The 16,150-nt window shown below is 42.0% G+C and carries 19 protein-coding genes; 1 reads left to right on the forward strand and 18 read right to left on the reverse strand.

Annotated elements, in window-relative coordinates; genetic code table 11:
• Positions 1-2: 2 nt before the first annotated feature.
• Positions 3-1,223: a peptidase T gene (pepT, locus tag AB5Y61_RS09270; protein ID WP_368403937.1), complete on the forward strand. Its 1,221-nt coding sequence runs from the start codon at positions 3-5 to the stop codon at positions 1,221-1,223.
• Between the two features lie 36 nt (positions 1,224-1,259).
• Here pepT and AB5Y61_RS09275 read toward each other — a convergent pair whose 3' ends face one another.
• The 18 genes from AB5Y61_RS09275 to uvrB form a co-directional block, all read right to left on the reverse strand.
• The gene (locus AB5Y61_RS09275) at positions 1,260-2,999 is read right to left on the reverse strand and encodes an ATP-binding protein (RefSeq protein WP_368403938.1); all 1,740 of its coding nucleotides are present in this window, start codon (positions 2,997-2,999) and stop codon (positions 1,260-1,262) included.
• Positions 2,996-4,087, reverse strand: coding sequence for a carbamoyl phosphate synthase small subunit (locus AB5Y61_RS09280; protein WP_368403939.1), 1,092 nt, complete (start codon positions 4,085-4,087; stop codon positions 2,996-2,998). The genes AB5Y61_RS09275 and AB5Y61_RS09280 overlap by 4 nt, the downstream gene beginning before the upstream one ends.
• Before the next feature lie 124 nt (positions 4,088-4,211).
• Positions 4,212-5,135, reverse strand: a complete 924-nt coding sequence (locus AB5Y61_RS09285) for an aspartate carbamoyltransferase catalytic subunit (protein ID WP_049488079.1) — start codon at positions 5,133-5,135, stop codon at positions 4,212-4,214.
• A gap of 46 nt (positions 5,136-5,181) precedes the next feature.
• Positions 5,182-5,700 carry a bifunctional pyr operon transcriptional regulator/uracil phosphoribosyltransferase PyrR gene (gene pyrR, locus AB5Y61_RS09290; protein WP_003001719.1) on the reverse strand — a complete coding sequence of 173 codons (519 nt, stop codon included), beginning with the start codon at positions 5,698-5,700 and terminating at the stop codon, positions 5,182-5,184.
• Positions 5,701-5,961: 261 nt separating this feature from the next.
• Positions 5,962-6,597 (reverse strand): Pr6Pr family membrane protein, encoded by a 636-nt coding sequence (locus AB5Y61_RS09295; protein WP_368403940.1) that lies wholly within the window; start codon positions 6,595-6,597, stop codon positions 5,962-5,964.
• Between the two features lie 243 nt (positions 6,598-6,840).
• Entirely contained in the window at positions 6,841-7,176 is a 336-nt protein-coding gene (locus AB5Y61_RS09300) for a zinc ribbon domain-containing protein YjdM (RefSeq protein ID WP_368403941.1), read from the reverse strand.
• Between the two features lie 126 nt (positions 7,177-7,302).
• Positions 7,303-8,055: an HAD family hydrolase gene (locus tag AB5Y61_RS09305; RefSeq protein WP_368403942.1), complete on the reverse strand. Its 753-nt coding sequence runs from the start codon at positions 8,053-8,055 to the stop codon at positions 7,303-7,305.
• Complete coding sequence (locus AB5Y61_RS09310; protein WP_254728246.1) at positions 8,030-8,434, reverse strand: PaaI family thioesterase; 405 nt, start codon at positions 8,432-8,434, stop codon at positions 8,030-8,032. Before AB5Y61_RS09310 ends, AB5Y61_RS09305 begins: the two co-directional genes overlap by 26 nt.
• An 83-nt stretch (positions 8,435-8,517) precedes the next feature.
• Positions 8,518-9,615, reverse strand: coding sequence for a hypothetical protein (locus AB5Y61_RS09315; RefSeq protein ID WP_368403943.1), 1,098 nt, complete (start codon positions 9,613-9,615; stop codon positions 8,518-8,520).
• A 3-nt stretch (positions 9,616-9,618) separates the two neighbouring features.
• Positions 9,619-10,323, reverse strand: a complete 705-nt coding sequence (locus AB5Y61_RS09320; protein WP_368403944.1) for an ATP-binding cassette domain-containing protein — start codon at positions 10,321-10,323, stop codon at positions 9,619-9,621.
• Positions 10,320-10,460 carry a hypothetical protein gene (locus AB5Y61_RS09325; protein ID WP_368403945.1) on the reverse strand — a complete coding sequence of 47 codons (141 nt, stop codon included), beginning with the start codon at positions 10,458-10,460 and terminating at the stop codon, positions 10,320-10,322. Before AB5Y61_RS09325 ends, AB5Y61_RS09320 begins: the two co-directional genes overlap by 4 nt.
• Before the next feature lie 168 nt (positions 10,461-10,628).
• Positions 10,629-11,096 carry an 8-oxo-dGTP diphosphatase gene (locus tag AB5Y61_RS09330; RefSeq protein ID WP_368403946.1) on the reverse strand — a complete coding sequence of 156 codons (468 nt, stop codon included), beginning with the start codon at positions 11,094-11,096 and terminating at the stop codon, positions 10,629-10,631.
• Between the two features lie 26 nt (positions 11,097-11,122).
• Entirely contained in the window at positions 11,123-11,554 is a 432-nt protein-coding gene (locus AB5Y61_RS09335; protein ID WP_368403947.1) for a hypothetical protein, read from the reverse strand.
• Positions 11,551-12,081: a hypothetical protein gene (locus AB5Y61_RS09340; protein WP_368403948.1), complete on the reverse strand. Its 531-nt coding sequence runs from the start codon at positions 12,079-12,081 to the stop codon at positions 11,551-11,553. The genes AB5Y61_RS09335 and AB5Y61_RS09340 overlap by 4 nt, the downstream gene beginning before the upstream one ends.
• Before the next feature lie 30 nt (positions 12,082-12,111).
• Positions 12,112-12,735 (reverse strand): NAD(P)H-dependent oxidoreductase, encoded by a 624-nt coding sequence (locus AB5Y61_RS09345; RefSeq protein WP_368403949.1) that lies wholly within the window; start codon positions 12,733-12,735, stop codon positions 12,112-12,114.
• Between the two features lie 92 nt (positions 12,736-12,827).
• Complete coding sequence (locus tag AB5Y61_RS09350) at positions 12,828-13,325, reverse strand: N-acetyltransferase family protein (protein ID WP_368403950.1); 498 nt, start codon at positions 13,323-13,325, stop codon at positions 12,828-12,830.
• Positions 13,291-13,854, reverse strand: coding sequence for a GNAT family N-acetyltransferase (locus AB5Y61_RS09355; RefSeq protein WP_368403951.1), 564 nt, complete (start codon positions 13,852-13,854; stop codon positions 13,291-13,293). Before AB5Y61_RS09355 ends, AB5Y61_RS09350 begins: the two co-directional genes overlap by 35 nt.
• A 9-nt stretch (positions 13,855-13,863) precedes the next feature.
• The gene (gene uvrB / locus AB5Y61_RS09360; protein WP_368403952.1) at positions 13,864-15,852 is read right to left on the reverse strand and encodes an excinuclease ABC subunit UvrB; all 1,989 of its coding nucleotides are present in this window, start codon (positions 15,850-15,852) and stop codon (positions 13,864-13,866) included.
• Between the last annotated feature and the right edge of the window lie 298 nt (positions 15,853-16,150).

Genomic DNA, 16,150 nt, shown 5'->3' on the forward strand with positions numbered 1-16,150 from the left:
TTATGAAATACGCAAATCTTTTGGACCGTTTTATTACCTATGTAAAGGTTAACACACGTTCAGACGAAAACTCTACAACCACTCCAAGTACCCAATCACAAGTTGATTTTGCAACCAAGGTCTTGATCCCTGAGATGAAACGCGTGGGTCTTCAAAACGTCTACTATTTGCCAAACGGCTATGCCATTGGGACCCTTCCAGCTAATGATCCAAGCTTTACACGCAAGATTGGATTTATCTCTCACATGGACACTGCTGACTTCAATGCAGAAAATGTCAATCCTCAAATCGTTGAGAATTATGATGGAGGTGTCATTGCTCTAGGGGATTCTGGTTTCACACTGGATCCAGCTGATTTTGCTCATTTGAACAACTACAAGGGACAAACCTTGATCACAACTGACGGTACTACTCTTCTGGGTGCAGACGATAAGTCAGGTATCGCTGAAATCATGACAGCTATTGAATACCTGACAGCTCATCCTGAAATCAAACACGGAGAAATCCGTGTCGGCTTTGGTCCAGATGAAGAAATCGGAGTCGGGGCAGATCAATTTGATGCAGAGGATTTCGATGTAGACTTTGCCTATACTGTCGATGGTGGTCCTCTTGGAGAGCTTCAATACGAAACCTTCTCAGCAGCTGGGGCTGAAATCACCTTCAAAGGACGCAATGTCCACCCAGGTACAGCCAAAGGTCAAATGATCAACGCCCTTCAATTGGCCATTGATTTCCATAACAAACTACCTGAAGGAGCACGTCCTGAATTAACCGAAGGCTATGAAGGCTTCTACCACTTGATGAACATTGAAGGAACTGTTGAGGAAGCAAGTGCCAGTTACATCATTCGGGACTTTGAAACCGAAAGCTTTGAGAAACGCAAAGACCTCATGACATCTATTGCGGATCAGATGAATTCCGAACTCGGTAGCGAACGCGTTCTCCTCACCCTCAAAGATCAGTACTACAACATGAAGCAAGTGATTGAAAAAGATATGACGCCGATTACCCTTGCTAAGGAAGTCTTGGAAGATCTTGGCATCACTCCAATCATTGAACCGATCCGCGGTGGTACAGATGGGTCTAAAATTTCCTTTATGGGGATTCCAACACCAAACATCTTTGCCGGTGGCGAAAATATGCATGGTCGCTTTGAATACGTTAGCCTCCAAACCATGGAACGCGCTGTTGATACCATTATCGGTATTGTGACCAAAAAATAAGAAACAAAAAGGATTCGGATAGATTGTCCGGATCCTTTATTGTAGGTTAGAAAGCTTGACAATATCTTTGACCTGATCAATGGTCTGAATTAGGTTAAGGCTTGTCTCATTGATAGGGAGATAATAAACTTTATCTACCAAAGATTCTGTAAAAGGACAATTGGTGAGTAAGATCACCTGTTGTCCTTTTTCTTTTAACTCTTGCTCCTTCTTTCGTACCTTTTGGTAAAAACTCGGGTCCCGAATTTCTAGATCATCCACCAAGACACACGCAGCATCCAACCCGAATGATTCATTGGTCCCATTTTGGGTCAGATAATAGGCTGCTCCTGCTTTGACCTCATATAAGCCAGCTGATGGCTCAACCGGAAGTAATGCTGGACTTGTCTCAGCCTCTACTCCTTTTTCTAACTCCACTAGATTGGCCAAGACCTGCAAATAAATAGGGGATAATTTACTTAAATCCAAGAGTTCCTCAAACTCAAAACCACGTTTCAGAGCCTCTAAGATATAAAAGAGCCGATGGGGCATATGACGAGCTATTTTTTGGATTAACTCATCATCGCTCATTTCTTCAGGAAAGACAGTCAGCAGTTTTTTATCTTTAATGGTTTCTAAGGCCTGTTGGTAAGCTTCATCGATCCTCTTTCCAAATCCATAAACTGCCCCATAAGAGTGAATTTGGGTATTGAGACGAGCATTCTGTGCAGCATCTAAAAAGATCGGAATCTTAAAGAAAATATAGTCTAAACTGGGTTCATAGACGGCCTTTAGATCCTGTAATAAGGGGTGAGGCAAATGCTCGAGAGAGCGCCCCAATTGCAGCTGCACGCCTTGCTCAAACAAGGAATAGCCCAAGCCCATAGAGGCCATCGAGATACTATCTGAAGCAAATGGATTAACCTCTAAGATATAAAAAGCATAACTCGTCGGATCCAAGGCAAACTTAATGGAAATGGCTCCTGTCAGTTTCAGATAGCGACTGATATGGATCGCTGCTTCACGAAGATTTTGAAACTCCCGGTCAGTCAGGGTAACCGCTGGCATAAATTGGTAAGAGTCACTAGAGTGGATCCCAACAGGATCAATGCTTTCAATAGAGGCCGCCAAGTAGTGATTGTCTTCACGATCCCGCATGACTACAAAATCCAATTCCTTAAAGCCATAGGTCGAAAACTCCAGCAAACACTGCTGACTTGGAGAAACCGAAAGACCCATTTCTACAGCTTCGCACAAGTCATCCAAGTTATGAGCGATCTTTCGCCCTTGCCCTTGCTTACTCGCTACTGGCCAGATCATAATAGGAAATTGAATGCCTTCAGAAAACTCGATAGCTTCTCGAACCGAACCAACCAGTGCTGAAGCAGGTACCTGATAGCCCAGCTCTTGAAAGAGACGTCGTTGATCGGCCTGCTGGTAGAAAGTACGATAGCGTTGGAGACTCGGCCCGACAATCATGATCGATGCATCTTTGAAAAATCCAGTTTCTTCCAAACGAAACAAGAGATTCAAAATCTGTTTATCCGCAAAAGCTAGGAGCAAGCGAGATCCAGTATAAGAAAGAAGAGTCGTCCTAAGAGCATCCAGCTTGAGCTTACTAACTACAACTATATCTGCAGCTTCTTGGGTGATAGCATTTTCTTCACCCAAGTAAAGGACAAGAGCATTCCCATCCTTGGCATTGAGTTTTTGTGCTTCATTTACCGCAGCCAAAAGGCTAATATCCTGATAAGAATCTCCACATAGGAGAAGCAATTTCTGGTTTTGTTTCATCATTCCTTCTCCCTTCTACTTTCGTGAATTTTGGCATCAATTAACTCTAAAAATTCATCGTAAAAATAGAGATTTTCCCTTGGCCCTGGACTAGCATCCACTTGGAATTGAACTCCTAAAATCGGTTGGTAACGATGGCGAAAAGCTTCGATACTATGGTCATTGACGTTTTCATGCGTGACCAATAAATCATGGGGTAGGCTATCGCGTGCGATACTATACAAGTGATTTTGACTAGTCATCTCAATTTTTCCTGTCGCAATTTCGCGAACAGGAATATTTAATCCGAAGTGTCCAACTTCCATGGGAGCTAGCTCCGATCCATAAGCTTGAGCTAGTACCTGTGCTCCCAAGCCCATGCCCCAGATCGGAATCTGACCATTGAGCTTTTGGATCAAGCGGCAGAGTTTTTTCACCTGATGGGGATCGCCAGGCCCACTGGATAAAATAACGCCATCTGGTTGCTGCTCCATCAGTTCATCATAAGAGATATCATAGGGATAGACCGTGACATTACAGTCCCTTTGACTCAGCTGGCGCAAGACAGAGTGCTTGACCCCTAGATCGATCAAGGCAATACTCTTTCCAAAACCTGGTACAGCATAGGCTGTTTTTGTCGAGACTTGACGCACTTGGTCTTTGGGAAGGACCGTTGCTCGCAACTGATCCAAGATATGCTCGATCGAATCCCCCTTGTTAATGACAGTCGCCTTCATCCGTCCATACTTGCGGACAATTTTTGCTACCTGCCTCGTATCAATCCCTACAATACCAGGGATTTTTTTTCGCTTCAAGAATTCATCCAAGGTCATCTGCTGCCGCCAATTGCTCGGCATCTCCACTAGATGCTGAACCACTACTGCCAAACAAGTGGGTGTAATGGATTCAGAATCATCCCGATTGATCCCTGCTGCCCCAATAACCGGGAAGGTAAAGGAGAGAATCTGGCCACTAAAAGCCTGATCCGTGATCAATTCTTGATAACCTGTCATGGCTGTGGTAAAGACCAACTCACCCGTTACATATAGGTCTGCACCAAAGGCTTCTCCTTCAAATACAGTCCCATCCTCTAGGACCAATAATCGTTTCATCGAACCCCTCCCTTCTTTTATTCTAATCCAATTTTATCATAGTTCCTCAAAAAAAGGAAAGTCAGATTCCATGTAGCTATCTACTCTGTCCTCTTTCTTTCCTTTCAATGAATTGTCAGTTATCTTATTTTGCACCGCGACCTTTAAGAACGGCTTCAATGATGGCCATACGGACAAAGACACCGTTGGTCATTTGTTCTACGATGCGTGATTTAGGAGCTTCTACCAAGTGGTCCGCAATTTCAACGTCACGGTTGACTGGTGCTGGGTGCATCAAGATCGCTGTATCTTTCATACGGTCATAACGTTCTTGAGTCAAACCATGAAGACGGTGGTAGTTTTCTTTAGAGAAGAGTGATTCGTAATCATGACGTTCGTGTTGCACACGCAAGAACATCATCACATCCACGTCTTCAATGACTTCATCGATAGTGACGAAGGTTCCATAGTCTTCAAATTCCGCACTTCTCCATTCGTCTGGACCTGCAAAGTAGAGGGTTGCTCCCAAACGTTTCAAGATTTGCATATTTGATTTTGCAACACGTGAGTGATCCAAGTCCCCAGCGATACAAACTTTCAAGCCATCAAAGTGACCGAATTCTTGATAGATGGTCATCAAATCAAGCAAGCTTTGGCTTGGGTGTTGACCTGAACCGTCCCCACCATTGACGATAGAGGCTGTGATCGTTGGACTTTCAACCAATTCTTTGTAGTAGTCCACTTCAGGGTGACGGATGACGCAGACATCTACACCAAGAGCTGACATGGTCAAGATGGTATCGTAAAGTGTTTCCCCTTTGTTCACAGAGCTTGTCTTCACATCAAAGTCAAGGAGATCACATCCCAATTTCAACTCTGCCACTTCAAAGGCTTTGTGGGTACGAGTTGAAGGTTCAAAGAAAAGGTTTGAGATGATGTGTTGGTCTTCGTAGGCTGCTTTAGCTCCGTTTTTGAACTCAATCCCACGTTTGATCAATGCCATTACTTCTTCATTGGTAAGAGTTTCCATTGAGACAAGGTTTTTAAGAGCGATTTGATTTTCAGACATGTTGATTCTCCTTTTATAATGTGAATGCAAATAGTTTACAATTTGTTTAAGCTTCTTTGATGAGGACGCGGTCTTGACCGTCTAGCTCCACCATCTCGACAATGATTTCCTCTGACTTACTTGTCGGGATATTTTTCCCAACAAAGTCCGGACGAATCGGCAACTCCCGATGCCCACGGTCGACGAGAACCGCAAGACTCACTCGAGCAGGACGACCGTGACTGACCAAATTGTCAATGGCAGCGCGAATCGTGCGACCTGTATAGAGGACATCATCGATCAAAATGACTTCTCTATGAGCGATATCAACTGGTAAGACCGTCGTATCCTCAGTCGCCTTCATGTCATCTCGGAAAGGCTTGGTATCTAGTTCTGCTACAGGGACATCGATTTGTTCCAGCTGAGAGAGGCGTTCTTGGATCCGGCGAGCGATGTAAACACCACGCGTCTTGATCCCCACCAGCACAATCTGGCTTAAATCTTTGTTTCGTTCAATGATTTCGTAGGTGATCCGGGTAATGGCCCGTTTCATCGTCAAATCATCAACGACTTCTTTGGTTTTCATTCAGTCCTCCTTAGTTGTAAAAGAAAAACCTCCTTTTTCAAGGAGGTTCAGCAAATGAATGGTCTAAGAGGATAGAGTCTCGCCCTATGTCCTAGCCATTGTTTTTCACAGTCTCCTTGCCTGCCTCACGGGACAGGATTAAAGGATTTATTTAATTGAGATAACTATATCACAGTTTCAAACGACATGCAAGAAAAAACTCAACATTTTTCAAAAAAATTTAAAAACAAGACTTTTCGTCCGAATAATGTTCGGTTTTTACTAAGAAACAGCCGATTTCCGCTTGATAATTTTAATCCCATAGAGTACATAGCCAGCTAAAAGGTAAGCGATAAAGATGATCACCACCCATTTGCCAACAAATGCCCAGCCGTATTTATTAACATTGATAAAGAAATAGGCAAAGGGACTATCTTTTGCACCTGGAATTGGCCACTTCAAGACCAAACCATTGAGAAGGGCAAAGAGCATGTACGCCAGGGGAATCAAGGTCCAAAGGAAGGGATCGAGTCTACGGTATTGCTTGGCTTTATCAATCACTAGGGTATCAAAGAAGAACATCAGAGGAACGATGTAATGACAAAGGAAGTTTTCCAAACGATAAAACTTCTCTGGTGTCGCAAGAGGCGCCAACATAAAGTGGTAGATGACACAGGTGATCATAATGGACATGGTAACTGCGCCTTTCATACGAAGGTAGCCCTGAGTCTGGGTCGAACGACCACGAAGCATGCGCCAAACCATATCTCCCATGAAGAACATGACCAACATGTTGGATAAAATGGTGTAATAAAGCATCATACCAAAGCCACCATGCTTGGTCAGTTGCAGATAAACGCCGAGCACACTTAAGATAAACAATAGAAAACGATAGCTAAATAATAGTTTGAATTTCATAGTATTCTCCTGAAAGAAAAGGGGCTAGGCCCTTCAGATAATCAGGAACTTTCCTTAAGTGAAGACGGACGTCAGCGAACTTCTTCGAAGTTCCATGACTTAGTTTTGAACCCAAAGTTTCAAAACTCCCGAGTACTTGAAACGATATTGTTTCAAGTACTTTTCTCACAGCGGAAAGTTCCTTATAAACTTAAACAACTCTATTAATTTGTATACTTTATATAGAACTATTTCTTCTTATCTTTAGATCTTCTTCACAAATTCTGATTTGAGTTTCATTGCGCCAAAGCCATCAATCTTACAATCGATGTTATGATCGCCTTCTACGATACGGATGTTTTTCACGCGCGTTCCTTGTTTCAAATCCTTTGGTGCACCCTTGACTTTCAAATCTTTGATCAAGGTCACCGTATCGCCATCAGCCAATTTGTTTCCGTTGGCGTCAATCGCAACGACACCCTCTTCTTCTTCGACGTCAGCTGGGTTCCATTCATAAGCACACTCTGGGCACACCAAGAGAGCTCCATCTTCATAGACATATTCAGAGTTACATTTTGGACAGTTTGGTAAGTTATTCATTTTTATCTCCTTATTCAAATTAACTTTCATAGTATACCATGAAAGAAAAAATTTGACAAATCCTGCTCGACTGTTGGATTTTCAAAAAAAGGAGGCGACTTGGCCTCCTTACATAGATAATATCCTTCAATCTTCTTGCAATTCTTGAATATCCCGAATCACGCGCACTCCTGCTTGATTCTTCTCCCGCAGTTCAGCATCAGAGTATGGGAAGGTATTGATCAAGATACTCTCCATACCGATACTTTGGGCAACAGCAACATCTGTTGTAAAGTCATTCCCCACCATGACCGTTTTCTCAGGGTTCAACTGGTGCTCTTTGATGACTTCCAAGAGGAACTCTGGCTGAGGTTTGCGAATACCTGCATCAGATGACAAGTAAATGGCATGGAAAAGTTCTCTCAAGCCTACTAAATCAATCTCCGGATTGGTAAAATCTGCTTGGGCATTGGATAAGAGATAGATTCGGCAACCTGCAGCTTTCATATCCTCTAATACTTCTTTCGTGTGAGGATAAAGCTCCAATCGTTTGCGAGAAAGGACACGGAAAGTCCGTGCAATCAAACGTCCCCACTCTTTGAGGTGGGCAACACTGTTTCCACTTGGATGACTTTCTAGATACAATTGCACAAAAATGACCGTCAGATCAATCTCAGGATGGGCAACTCGTTTTTCCTTGGCCAAGTCTTCTTCAGCTTGTTGCACCAACTCTCTATAACGCAGGCGCAGACCTTCTCCTGTGTAACTTGCCCCGTAGGATTGGTAGATCTGAGCCATGGTATCCCATAAGACTGGACTTGACTCATCGGTTTCGATGTCGACCAAGGTTCCATAAAAATCAAAAATATAATTTTTAAATGCGTACTTGTGCGGATTCATCTCTCACTCCCGTAACAAACATGGTAAAGGTTGCCTTGCAGACATTGGCACCGTCTTGATTGGTAATATCAACATCCACAACTCGAGTCGTCCGTCCACTGTGGACACATTCGCCATGGATCGTGAGGACATCACCCAGACGCCCTGCTTTCAAGTAATTGATGGAGGATTGCAAGGTCACACCATCGACCCCCTGAGAAATCACGACCAAACCACTGATCTGGTCACACAGGGTAAAGAGATAGCCTCCATGCGCATTTCCATAATAATTGAGAGATGATTCAACGACCTTGGTTGACACCACTACATGGCCATCTCTCATCTTTTCGATTTCGTAATTTTCAAATGCAGCAATTGCATCAAAGTGAAAATCTTTCATATACTTGCCACCTTTTCTAGCATCTTTTCAACTCCTCTATCATACTACAATTAAGGTATAGATACAAGCGAAGGAGCAATTCCTTAGAAACAGAAAAGGAGACTCCAACTAAGTAAGAAGACGATACTAGGAACAATGTATTTTCGTGGGTGCTTCCAACATTCCCTCTTTAAATTCCATTTTCTTAAAGGGAAATAGATTTCAATAAGTAAATTCAAAAAAGCTTCTACTACTGCTAGAATCATGACTCCTAGTAAAAATAGAATCCCCAAGTCAGGCATGACCACCATTTTTAATAAAAGAGCAACAAATAGATTCACAGCTAAGAAATAAGTCAGCAATACACGGTAATACATCAAGTAAAAGAACCAACTCTTAGGAAGGGACTTAACATGATCAATCAAATCTTTATTCGCGGAAATGAGGGTGGTTAATGGCGTATTGACAGAAGCCATCGTTAAAAGAATGATGATTTTTAAAGGAGCATCATAATCCTGTATCAAAATGAGAAGGAGGAATATGAGAGTAAAGACAAAATTGATGGAAAAATAGCGCTCTTGAAACAAGGAAATCCAAAAATAATTGCCACTTCTTCTCTTTGCGACGAGCAACTGATCATTTTTTGAAATCGCGACCAGGTCCTCATTTTTAAAAATTAAGACAGCAAGGAGGACTGACAGTAAGATCATATAGGACACTTGTTGGACCCATAAAGAAGAGACTGTAAGAGCAGTCGTTACAAAAATGAGTACCCCTCCTAGAAAACTGGGCCTTGTATTGAACTGGATAAAGACATAAAACACACTCAATACCACCAGTAAAGATAGGAGGACAAGCTTAAAGGATTGTGGCAGGTCTAACTTGACTCCCAAAAAGAGAATCAATAACAGCACGCGCTCTAACAAATTGAGAAGAAAGGTTACCGTCAGAAAAGAACCTTTGAAACGATTGAGAGACAACGGAAGCTGGTAATAGGCCTGGACCCTGTCCATCGAAAAGTAGGAATACAACAATTGAAAGGTTGATAGAGCAGTGACAATAGCCGTACTGATCAATAAGACTTGAAAGCTCGTAGAAAATTTGCCCCCAACAAGATGGTAATAAAGAGCAAAGGCTAAGGAAGTCAAGAACAAGAAGAGCCGATTTTTGGATACCAAATCTCTAAAAATTGCTAGTAGCATTCTCTACCCCCTCTGACGATTGACGTCATGAAACCAATCTTCTAAATTCGATTCGATCGCGTCTAGGTGACCATCTTCAATAGTATAAGCTGTATCACAGACTCGAACGATACTCTCTGCTATATGCGAACTCATCAGAATAGCGCCTTCTTCTTTATACTGCAATAGTAAATTATATAGAAATTCTGTCGCATCAAAATCAAGGCCATCAAATGGTTCGTCCAAAATAAGGAGGGGAGGTTTGAGATAAAAAGCTGTGATCAAGAAGACTTTCTTCTTATTTCCCGTTGACAAACTACCGATATCGGTGTTGAGAAATTCTTCAAAATGAAAACCTGAGATCAGGTCCTGCAATACCTTTTCATCTCTCTTTCGATGATACAAACGACAGACAAAATTAAAATAGTGAACAAAATCCCAGTTTAAAAAACTATTGTTTTCAGTAAAAACTGTATAGGTACGGCTCTTATAGAAATTCGTATGAAAAGATGTCACCTTGTCTTCAATGGTAACAGTCTCAACTGCATACTGCCGATGATCAAAAACACTACTTAAAGCTTTTAGCAAGGTTGTCTTCCCAGCTCCATTTCGACCAATCAACCCTACTACAGAATGATTGGGTACAAGCAAATTCACGTCTTTTATAATGGGCTTGTCTTTTTTATACCAAACATTTAGCCCCTTGATGTTTAAACACTCACTCTTCATCGACTCACTCCTTTATAAAGGTAAGAAGCCCCAACTAAAAGCAACAGCAAAGCGTATAACCATTCCTTTTGAAAGGCAAAGACTAAGGCACCGATCAAGAAGCAAATTCCTATAAGGATTCTAAATTGTAATTTCATATCTTGCCTTCTTTCTATTCACAGTATGAAAGATTACAATTGTATTTTATGCTTATACTATAGTACTTTTTTAAAGCAGATTCAAGCACTAATGGAACATTCTCAATGCTTTAAGCAACATTTTATCTTTGAAGAGAAAAAAGAACTAGATACCTCTAGCCCCGTTACTTAAAATCTTAATTTTTCCCAGTCGTCGTCTGTCTGTTTGCGATAATAGAACTCAGACAAGTCCGGGTCTTCCATCACTTCCAGCAGAGGAAGCATGTCGTAGGACAAGTCCAACTTTTCTAATTGGTCCTTCTCAACCCAAGAAACTTCTCCTTCTTCAGATGATCTGAGCTGGCCTGTAAATTCTGTCGCTTTGTAGCAAAAGACAATATAGCGGCCTCCCTCATCTGGCTCCCAGTCTTTGACTGCGACCAGTTTTGGATCTGCAATTGTCAGTCCTGTCTCTTCGTAGACTTCACGAATGACGGATTCTACAAGGCTTTCTCCTTCTTCGATATGACCACCTGGAAAAGCATGGCCAGCCCAGTGAGTCTTTTCAGGTGAGCGGTATTGGAGGACTACTTTCCTATTTTCAAGATCTTCGACCATGCAAAGATTGCACAGTATAGTAGGCGTTGTACGTGACATATATTTCCTTTCTATGATATTGACAATTAATCAATATAAACTTTTTTCTTTATCTCTTTTTTCATCACAAAGGGATTTACCAGCTCATGGTATTCATCATAGGCATCCAAAAGAGAGCCTCTCTGAAAGACAATTGACTTCTCTTTTAAATAATATTCTGAGTGAATCGTTACCGGACCATGGCCATCAAAGGTAAAGAACAACTCCATGAAAAATACCAGAATCATCATAGCAAAGAGACTCAAAAGAACACTCACAAGATTCTTCCAATTTGGAGCATGTTTTCGATAGAAGCGATACCAGATGTGACATAGAATAGTCACAGCTCCTAGATACAACCAGGGATTCCAAAGAAGTGGCGTAAATGCGTAGCCAAACAATCCTAAAAGGACGTTGGCAAATATGAAAGTCAGTAAAAGAATATAAACAATTTGAAATACTTTTATGAGTTTAATCATTCCTGCTTTCTCTTCTTTTTCCTCAGTTTTATAATGAACAAGATCAAGGCCGCTAGAATGAAGAATATTGCATAGGTCACGATAGGAAACCAGATGTATTTCAGATTCAAAGTGTAAAGCGGTGGAATATAATCTCCCATACGTCGTCCTTTGATCCCAAACCCAATATGCACAACAGACGTAATTGCATTCACGTACAAAAAGACGGTTGCGAAAAATTCAATGGAAGCTCGGTCTTCTTTCTGCACTCGAAAGACATTAAAATACAATCCATTCAGCAATAAATATAGATTCATGAATAAGGGAAATAGATAATTAAAATCACGGTATATCCTTGGGATTAGATGATTGTCAAAAAGAAAGACACCTAGGGTCGCTCCCATTGACAAAAACATGATAAAATCCAAAAGCATACCAATACCTGAATGCCTTTCAAGCCACAGGTTTAAGCGATCTAACCAGCTTCTTTTACTCTTTATTCTATTTTGATGGTTGACCTTCTTTACAGTATTTTTCTTCCGCTTCATTACCCTCATTTCCTAACGTTAAGGATTTACTCAGAGTTTCTTCACTTCTGCTGCGACCTTTTTGAGATGCTGTTCCCGCATGCTAGCGGTATTCACATCGCGGCCGACTTCTCCTAAGATGCAGACGCGCTTGGTTTTAATCCCACAATGGTTCAAGACGGCATTCTTCAAAACAGAGATGCCATAACTATCTGGAATATTGATAGGACCTGAAAAAATCTTGTACCACCAAGTAGGCGCCATGGAGGTCGAATAAATACTGGCTGTTTTTCCTTTGAGCAACTTCTTGAATTGTTTACCTCTAAGGTAATTCCAGATAAAGCTTCCCTGATCATTGGCCGAGTATGCAATCCCCGGTGTAAAGACCCGGTCAATCCAGCCCTTCATAAGGCTCGGCATACTACTCCACCAGATGGGATAAACAAAAATCAGGTGATCCGCCCACTGGATTAATTCTTGGGAATGAAGAATAAAAGGATCTTCCTCCATCCGCTTTCGATAGCCATAGCGAAGAACCGGATCAAAGTCCTCATCATTGAGACTGATCACTTTAAGTTCGTGGCGATTTGAGTCAATCGTTTCGACAATGGTTTGGAAAATAGCCTGACAGTAACTTTCCTTATCCGGATGCCCATTGATGACTAGAATTTTCATTCTTCTTCTCCTTCATTTCTTTGGTTCATTCTATCTCTTTTATTTTTTACTAGATTAATTGATAATGGTTCAAAGATTGATAGATACGTCCTTTAGGAATTTTTATTTGAAGAACATATCATCCGCAATTCCTTAATAGGTTTTCCAAGTTTAAGTATTTGTTCTTGGCCATCAAAAGTAAAACCCATTTTTTGATAGAAAGCAATGGCTCGCTTATTATCTTTCAATACCCATAAATAAATTTCAGAGAAATGATTGAGAGCAACAAATGCATCATGCATTAATTGTTCACTCACACCTTTTCCATAGTAATCTTTTAAAACATATAGGGCAATGATTTCACCAGCTTGAATGGTCTCATAACGAAAATTTCCATAGCTGATAAATCCAACAACCTTCTTTCCATCCATCGCAATCAAGGTATTTTCTGGATACTTTTGACTAAAGAAACGACATCTATCTAATGTCATCGTCTCCTGATATTCCTCGGGTAAAAGATCGTCATAAGCCTCTCTCCACGTTTGCCAATGAACGAGAGATTTTCCTTCTATCTCTTCAGGTGTTTCCATCTGTTTGACAGTGATGACCATTTGCTTCCTCCCATTCTTCTCTCAAAATGCCGTATTTAATACTATCATAATAAACACCTTGATAATAACGAACTTTTGGAATATGAGCTTCTTTTTTCATTCTTAATTTTTCAGCCAATTTCATCATACCAAAATTTCCTGACCAAGTTGTTAAACCAAGATGCTCCAACTCCAAGTAATCCTGAAATGTCCGATCTATCCACTGTAGCATAGCAGCTTTTCCAATTCCAGAGTTCCAAAATTTGTTATCATAAACACAAAATCCCAATTCCATCCATCTTGTTTCTTTACATACCCAGTAGCGCGAAACAGTCCCAACTAGTTTATCATCAACAAAAATACCAAGGCGATTTGAGTTGTTTAGAGTGGATTCTAATTTTTGTAGTTTAAATTCTTGAAAATTAGGAAAATACTGATAATCGTCATAATAGGGAGCGTCATACTGCTTCCAAATTGGATTAGATTGTGAATAAGCGATTTCCCACAAAGGCACCAAATCTTCTTCTATTAGTTTTCTTAAATCGATCATATTTATCCCTCAATCCAAGGCCTTGACTTCCAACATCATATCTCGGATCTGTGCTGCCAATTCGAAATCAAGCACTTCGACGGCTTCTTGCATTTGGCCTTGCAGTTTCTTGACCAATTCCTTGCGCTCTTGGCGGTTGAGACTGGTGATATCCACTTCCTTATCCTCTTCTTTGGCCACCGCCTTAGTAACAGAGATGAGATCACGGATTTCCTTCTTAATGGTTTGTGGCACAATGCCATGCTCTTCGTTATAGGCCATCTGAATCTGACGACGGCGGGCCGTTTCATCGATGGCTTTTTGCATAGACTGGGTCATGGTGTCCGCATACATGATCACGTGACCCTCACTATTACGGGCAGCACGACCAATGGTCTGGATAAGCCCACGCTCATTACGGAGGAAGCCTTCCTTATCCGCATCGAGAATGGCCACCAGACTAACTTCTGGTACGTCAATCCCTTCCCGAAGAAGGTTGATCCCGACCAAGACATCAAAGACGCCCAAACGCAAATCACGGATGATTTCCGTCCGTTCCAAGGTCTTAATATCCGAGTGCATGTATTTAACCTTGACACCCATTTCCTTAAAGTAGTCTGTCAAGTCTTCTGCCATCTTTTTGGTCAAGGTGGTGACAAAGGTCCGCTCTCCACGTTCTACACGCGCATTGATCTCACCCAAGAGATCGTCCATTTGTCCCATGGTCGGACGCACTTCCACCTCGGGATCTAGAAGACCTGTCGGACGAATGATTTGCTCGATGACGGTATCCGTTTGTTCCATCTCATAGTCACCTGGTGTCGCTGACACATAGACAATCTGGTGGACATGGCTTTCAAACTCTTCACGACGCAGTGGCCGGTTGTCCAAGGCAGACGGCAAACGGAAGCCATAGTTGACCAGCATTTCCTTGCGCGAGCGGTCTCCATTGTACATGCCCTTGATTTGGCCCATGGTCATATGACTTTCATCGATCATGATGAGGAAATCTTCAGGGAAGAAGTCCAAAAGGGTGTAGGGTGGCTCTCCTTCACTCCGGCCATCCATATGACGGGAGTAGTTTTCGACACCATTGGTGTAGCCCATCTCTCGCAACATTTCAATGTCATACTCAGTCCGTTGTTTCAGGCGTTGGGCTTCCAGCAGTTTTCCTTCCTTCTCAAAGATAGCTAACTGTTCTTCCAGCTCAGCCTGAATCTTGGCAATGGCCACTTCCATATGGTCGTCATTGGTCACGAAGTGAGTGGCTGGAAAAATGGCTAAGTGGTCCACATCTCCTAGAACTTGGCCCGTCAAAGCTTCAATCTCACGAATCCGCTCAATCTCATCTCCGAAAAACTCAACTCGAAAGGCATGCTCATCACGCGAAGCTGGGAAAATCTCGACCACATCCCCACGGACACGGAATTTCCCCCGTTGAAAGTCGATATCATTGCGTTCAAACTGGATATCCACCAAGTCATTGAGCAAACGATCACGAGAAATCTCCAGACCTGGACGCAGGCTGACCACGCTGTCGGAATATTCCTTAGGCGAACCCAACCCATAGATACATGAAACAGACGCAACTACAATAACGTCATTGCGCTCTAAGAGGGCTGAGGTTGCTGAGTGACGAAGCTTGTCAATCTCATCATTGACCGAGCTATCTTTTTCGATATAGGTATCACTCGATGGCACATAGGCTTCAGGCTGGTAGTAATCGTAGTAAGAGACGAAATACTCGACCGCATTTTCAGGGAAAAATTCCTTGAACTCCCCATAGAGCTGGCCCGCTAGGGTTTTATTGTGGGCGATGACCAGGGTCGGCTTATTGACCTGGGCAATGACCTGGCTCATAGTATAGGTCTTCCCCGTACCAGTTGCCCCCATCAAGATTTGGGCCTTTTCGCCACCTTCGATGTTATCCACCAACTGTTCAATGGCCTGCGGTTGGTCCCCAGACGGTTGGTATTTGGATACTAGTTTAAATTTGTTGTCTGTTACTCGATTAATCATCTCTTTGTCCTCACATATATAGACCTTATTTTACCATAAATCACTAGAATTCTCTGAGATAAGGGATGAAGAGGAAAAACAACATGTTTCATCAATTATATCGGTACATGACAGAATTTAAGTATAATTAATTGGACACGGATTGGCATGAAAATTAAACAAGACTCTCGTAATTACTTCGAAAGTCTTGTCTTTTATTCTAAAACCATGCAATACGTAACAAGAGGCTGGGACAAAAGTCCTAGCCTCTCAATTGTCTTTGGATTGTCGAGCAAGACGCAGTGGTTGAGTGGGCTCT

It is taken from the genome of Streptococcus parasanguinis (assembly GCF_040908565.1).
GTDB classification, from domain to species: Bacteria; Bacillota; Bacilli; order Lactobacillales; family Streptococcaceae; genus Streptococcus; species Streptococcus parasanguinis_AC.

Excerpts from the sequence above, each read along its gene's own strand:
- pepT (WP_368403937.1), top strand. The coding sequence starts at position 3 with ATGAAATACGCAAATCTTTTGGACCGTTTTATTACCTATGTAAAGGTT.
- AB5Y61_RS09275 (WP_368403938.1), bottom strand. The coding sequence starts at position 2,999 with ATGATGAAACAAAACCAGAAATTGCTTCTCCTATGTGGAGATTCTTAT.
- AB5Y61_RS09280 (WP_368403939.1), bottom strand. The coding sequence starts at position 4,087 with ATGAAACGATTATTGGTCCTAGAGGATGGGACTGTATTTGAAGGAGAA.
- AB5Y61_RS09285 (WP_049488079.1), bottom strand. The coding sequence starts at position 5,135 with ATGTCTGAAAATCAAATCGCTCTTAAAAACCTTGTCTCAATGGAAACT.
- pyrR (WP_003001719.1), bottom strand. The coding sequence starts at position 5,700 with ATGAAAACCAAAGAAGTCGTTGATGATTTGACGATGAAACGGGCCATT.
- AB5Y61_RS09295 (WP_368403940.1), bottom strand. The coding sequence starts at position 6,597 with ATGAAATTCAAACTATTATTTAGCTATCGTTTTCTATTGTTTATCTTA.
- AB5Y61_RS09300 (WP_368403941.1), bottom strand. The coding sequence starts at position 7,176 with ATGAATAACTTACCAAACTGTCCAAAATGTAACTCTGAATATGTCTAT.
- AB5Y61_RS09305 (WP_368403942.1), bottom strand. The coding sequence starts at position 8,055 with ATGAATCCGCACAAGTACGCATTTAAAAATTATATTTTTGATTTTTAT.
- AB5Y61_RS09310 (WP_254728246.1), bottom strand. The coding sequence starts at position 8,434 with ATGAAAGATTTTCACTTTGATGCAATTGCTGCATTTGAAAATTACGAA.
- AB5Y61_RS09315 (WP_368403943.1), bottom strand. The coding sequence starts at position 9,615 with ATGCTACTAGCAATTTTTAGAGATTTGGTATCCAAAAATCGGCTCTTC.
- AB5Y61_RS09320 (WP_368403944.1), bottom strand. The coding sequence starts at position 10,323 with ATGAAGAGTGAGTGTTTAAACATCAAGGGGCTAAATGTTTGGTATAAA.
- AB5Y61_RS09325 (WP_368403945.1), bottom strand. The coding sequence starts at position 10,460 with ATGAAATTACAATTTAGAATCCTTATAGGAATTTGCTTCTTGATCGGT.
- AB5Y61_RS09330 (WP_368403946.1), bottom strand. The coding sequence starts at position 11,096 with ATGTCACGTACAACGCCTACTATACTGTGCAATCTTTGCATGGTCGAA.
- AB5Y61_RS09335 (WP_368403947.1), bottom strand. The coding sequence starts at position 11,554 with ATGATTAAACTCATAAAAGTATTTCAAATTGTTTATATTCTTTTACTG.
- AB5Y61_RS09340 (WP_368403948.1), bottom strand. The coding sequence starts at position 12,081 with ATGAAGCGGAAGAAAAATACTGTAAAGAAGGTCAACCATCAAAATAGA.
- AB5Y61_RS09345 (WP_368403949.1), bottom strand. The coding sequence starts at position 12,735 with ATGAAAATTCTAGTCATCAATGGGCATCCGGATAAGGAAAGTTACTGT.
- AB5Y61_RS09350 (WP_368403950.1), bottom strand. The coding sequence starts at position 13,325 with ATGGTCATCACTGTCAAACAGATGGAAACACCTGAAGAGATAGAAGGA.
- AB5Y61_RS09355 (WP_368403951.1), bottom strand. The coding sequence starts at position 13,854 with ATGATCGATTTAAGAAAACTAATAGAAGAAGATTTGGTGCCTTTGTGG.
- uvrB (WP_368403952.1), bottom strand. The coding sequence starts at position 15,852 with ATGATTAATCGAGTAACAGACAACAAATTTAAACTAGTATCCAAATAC.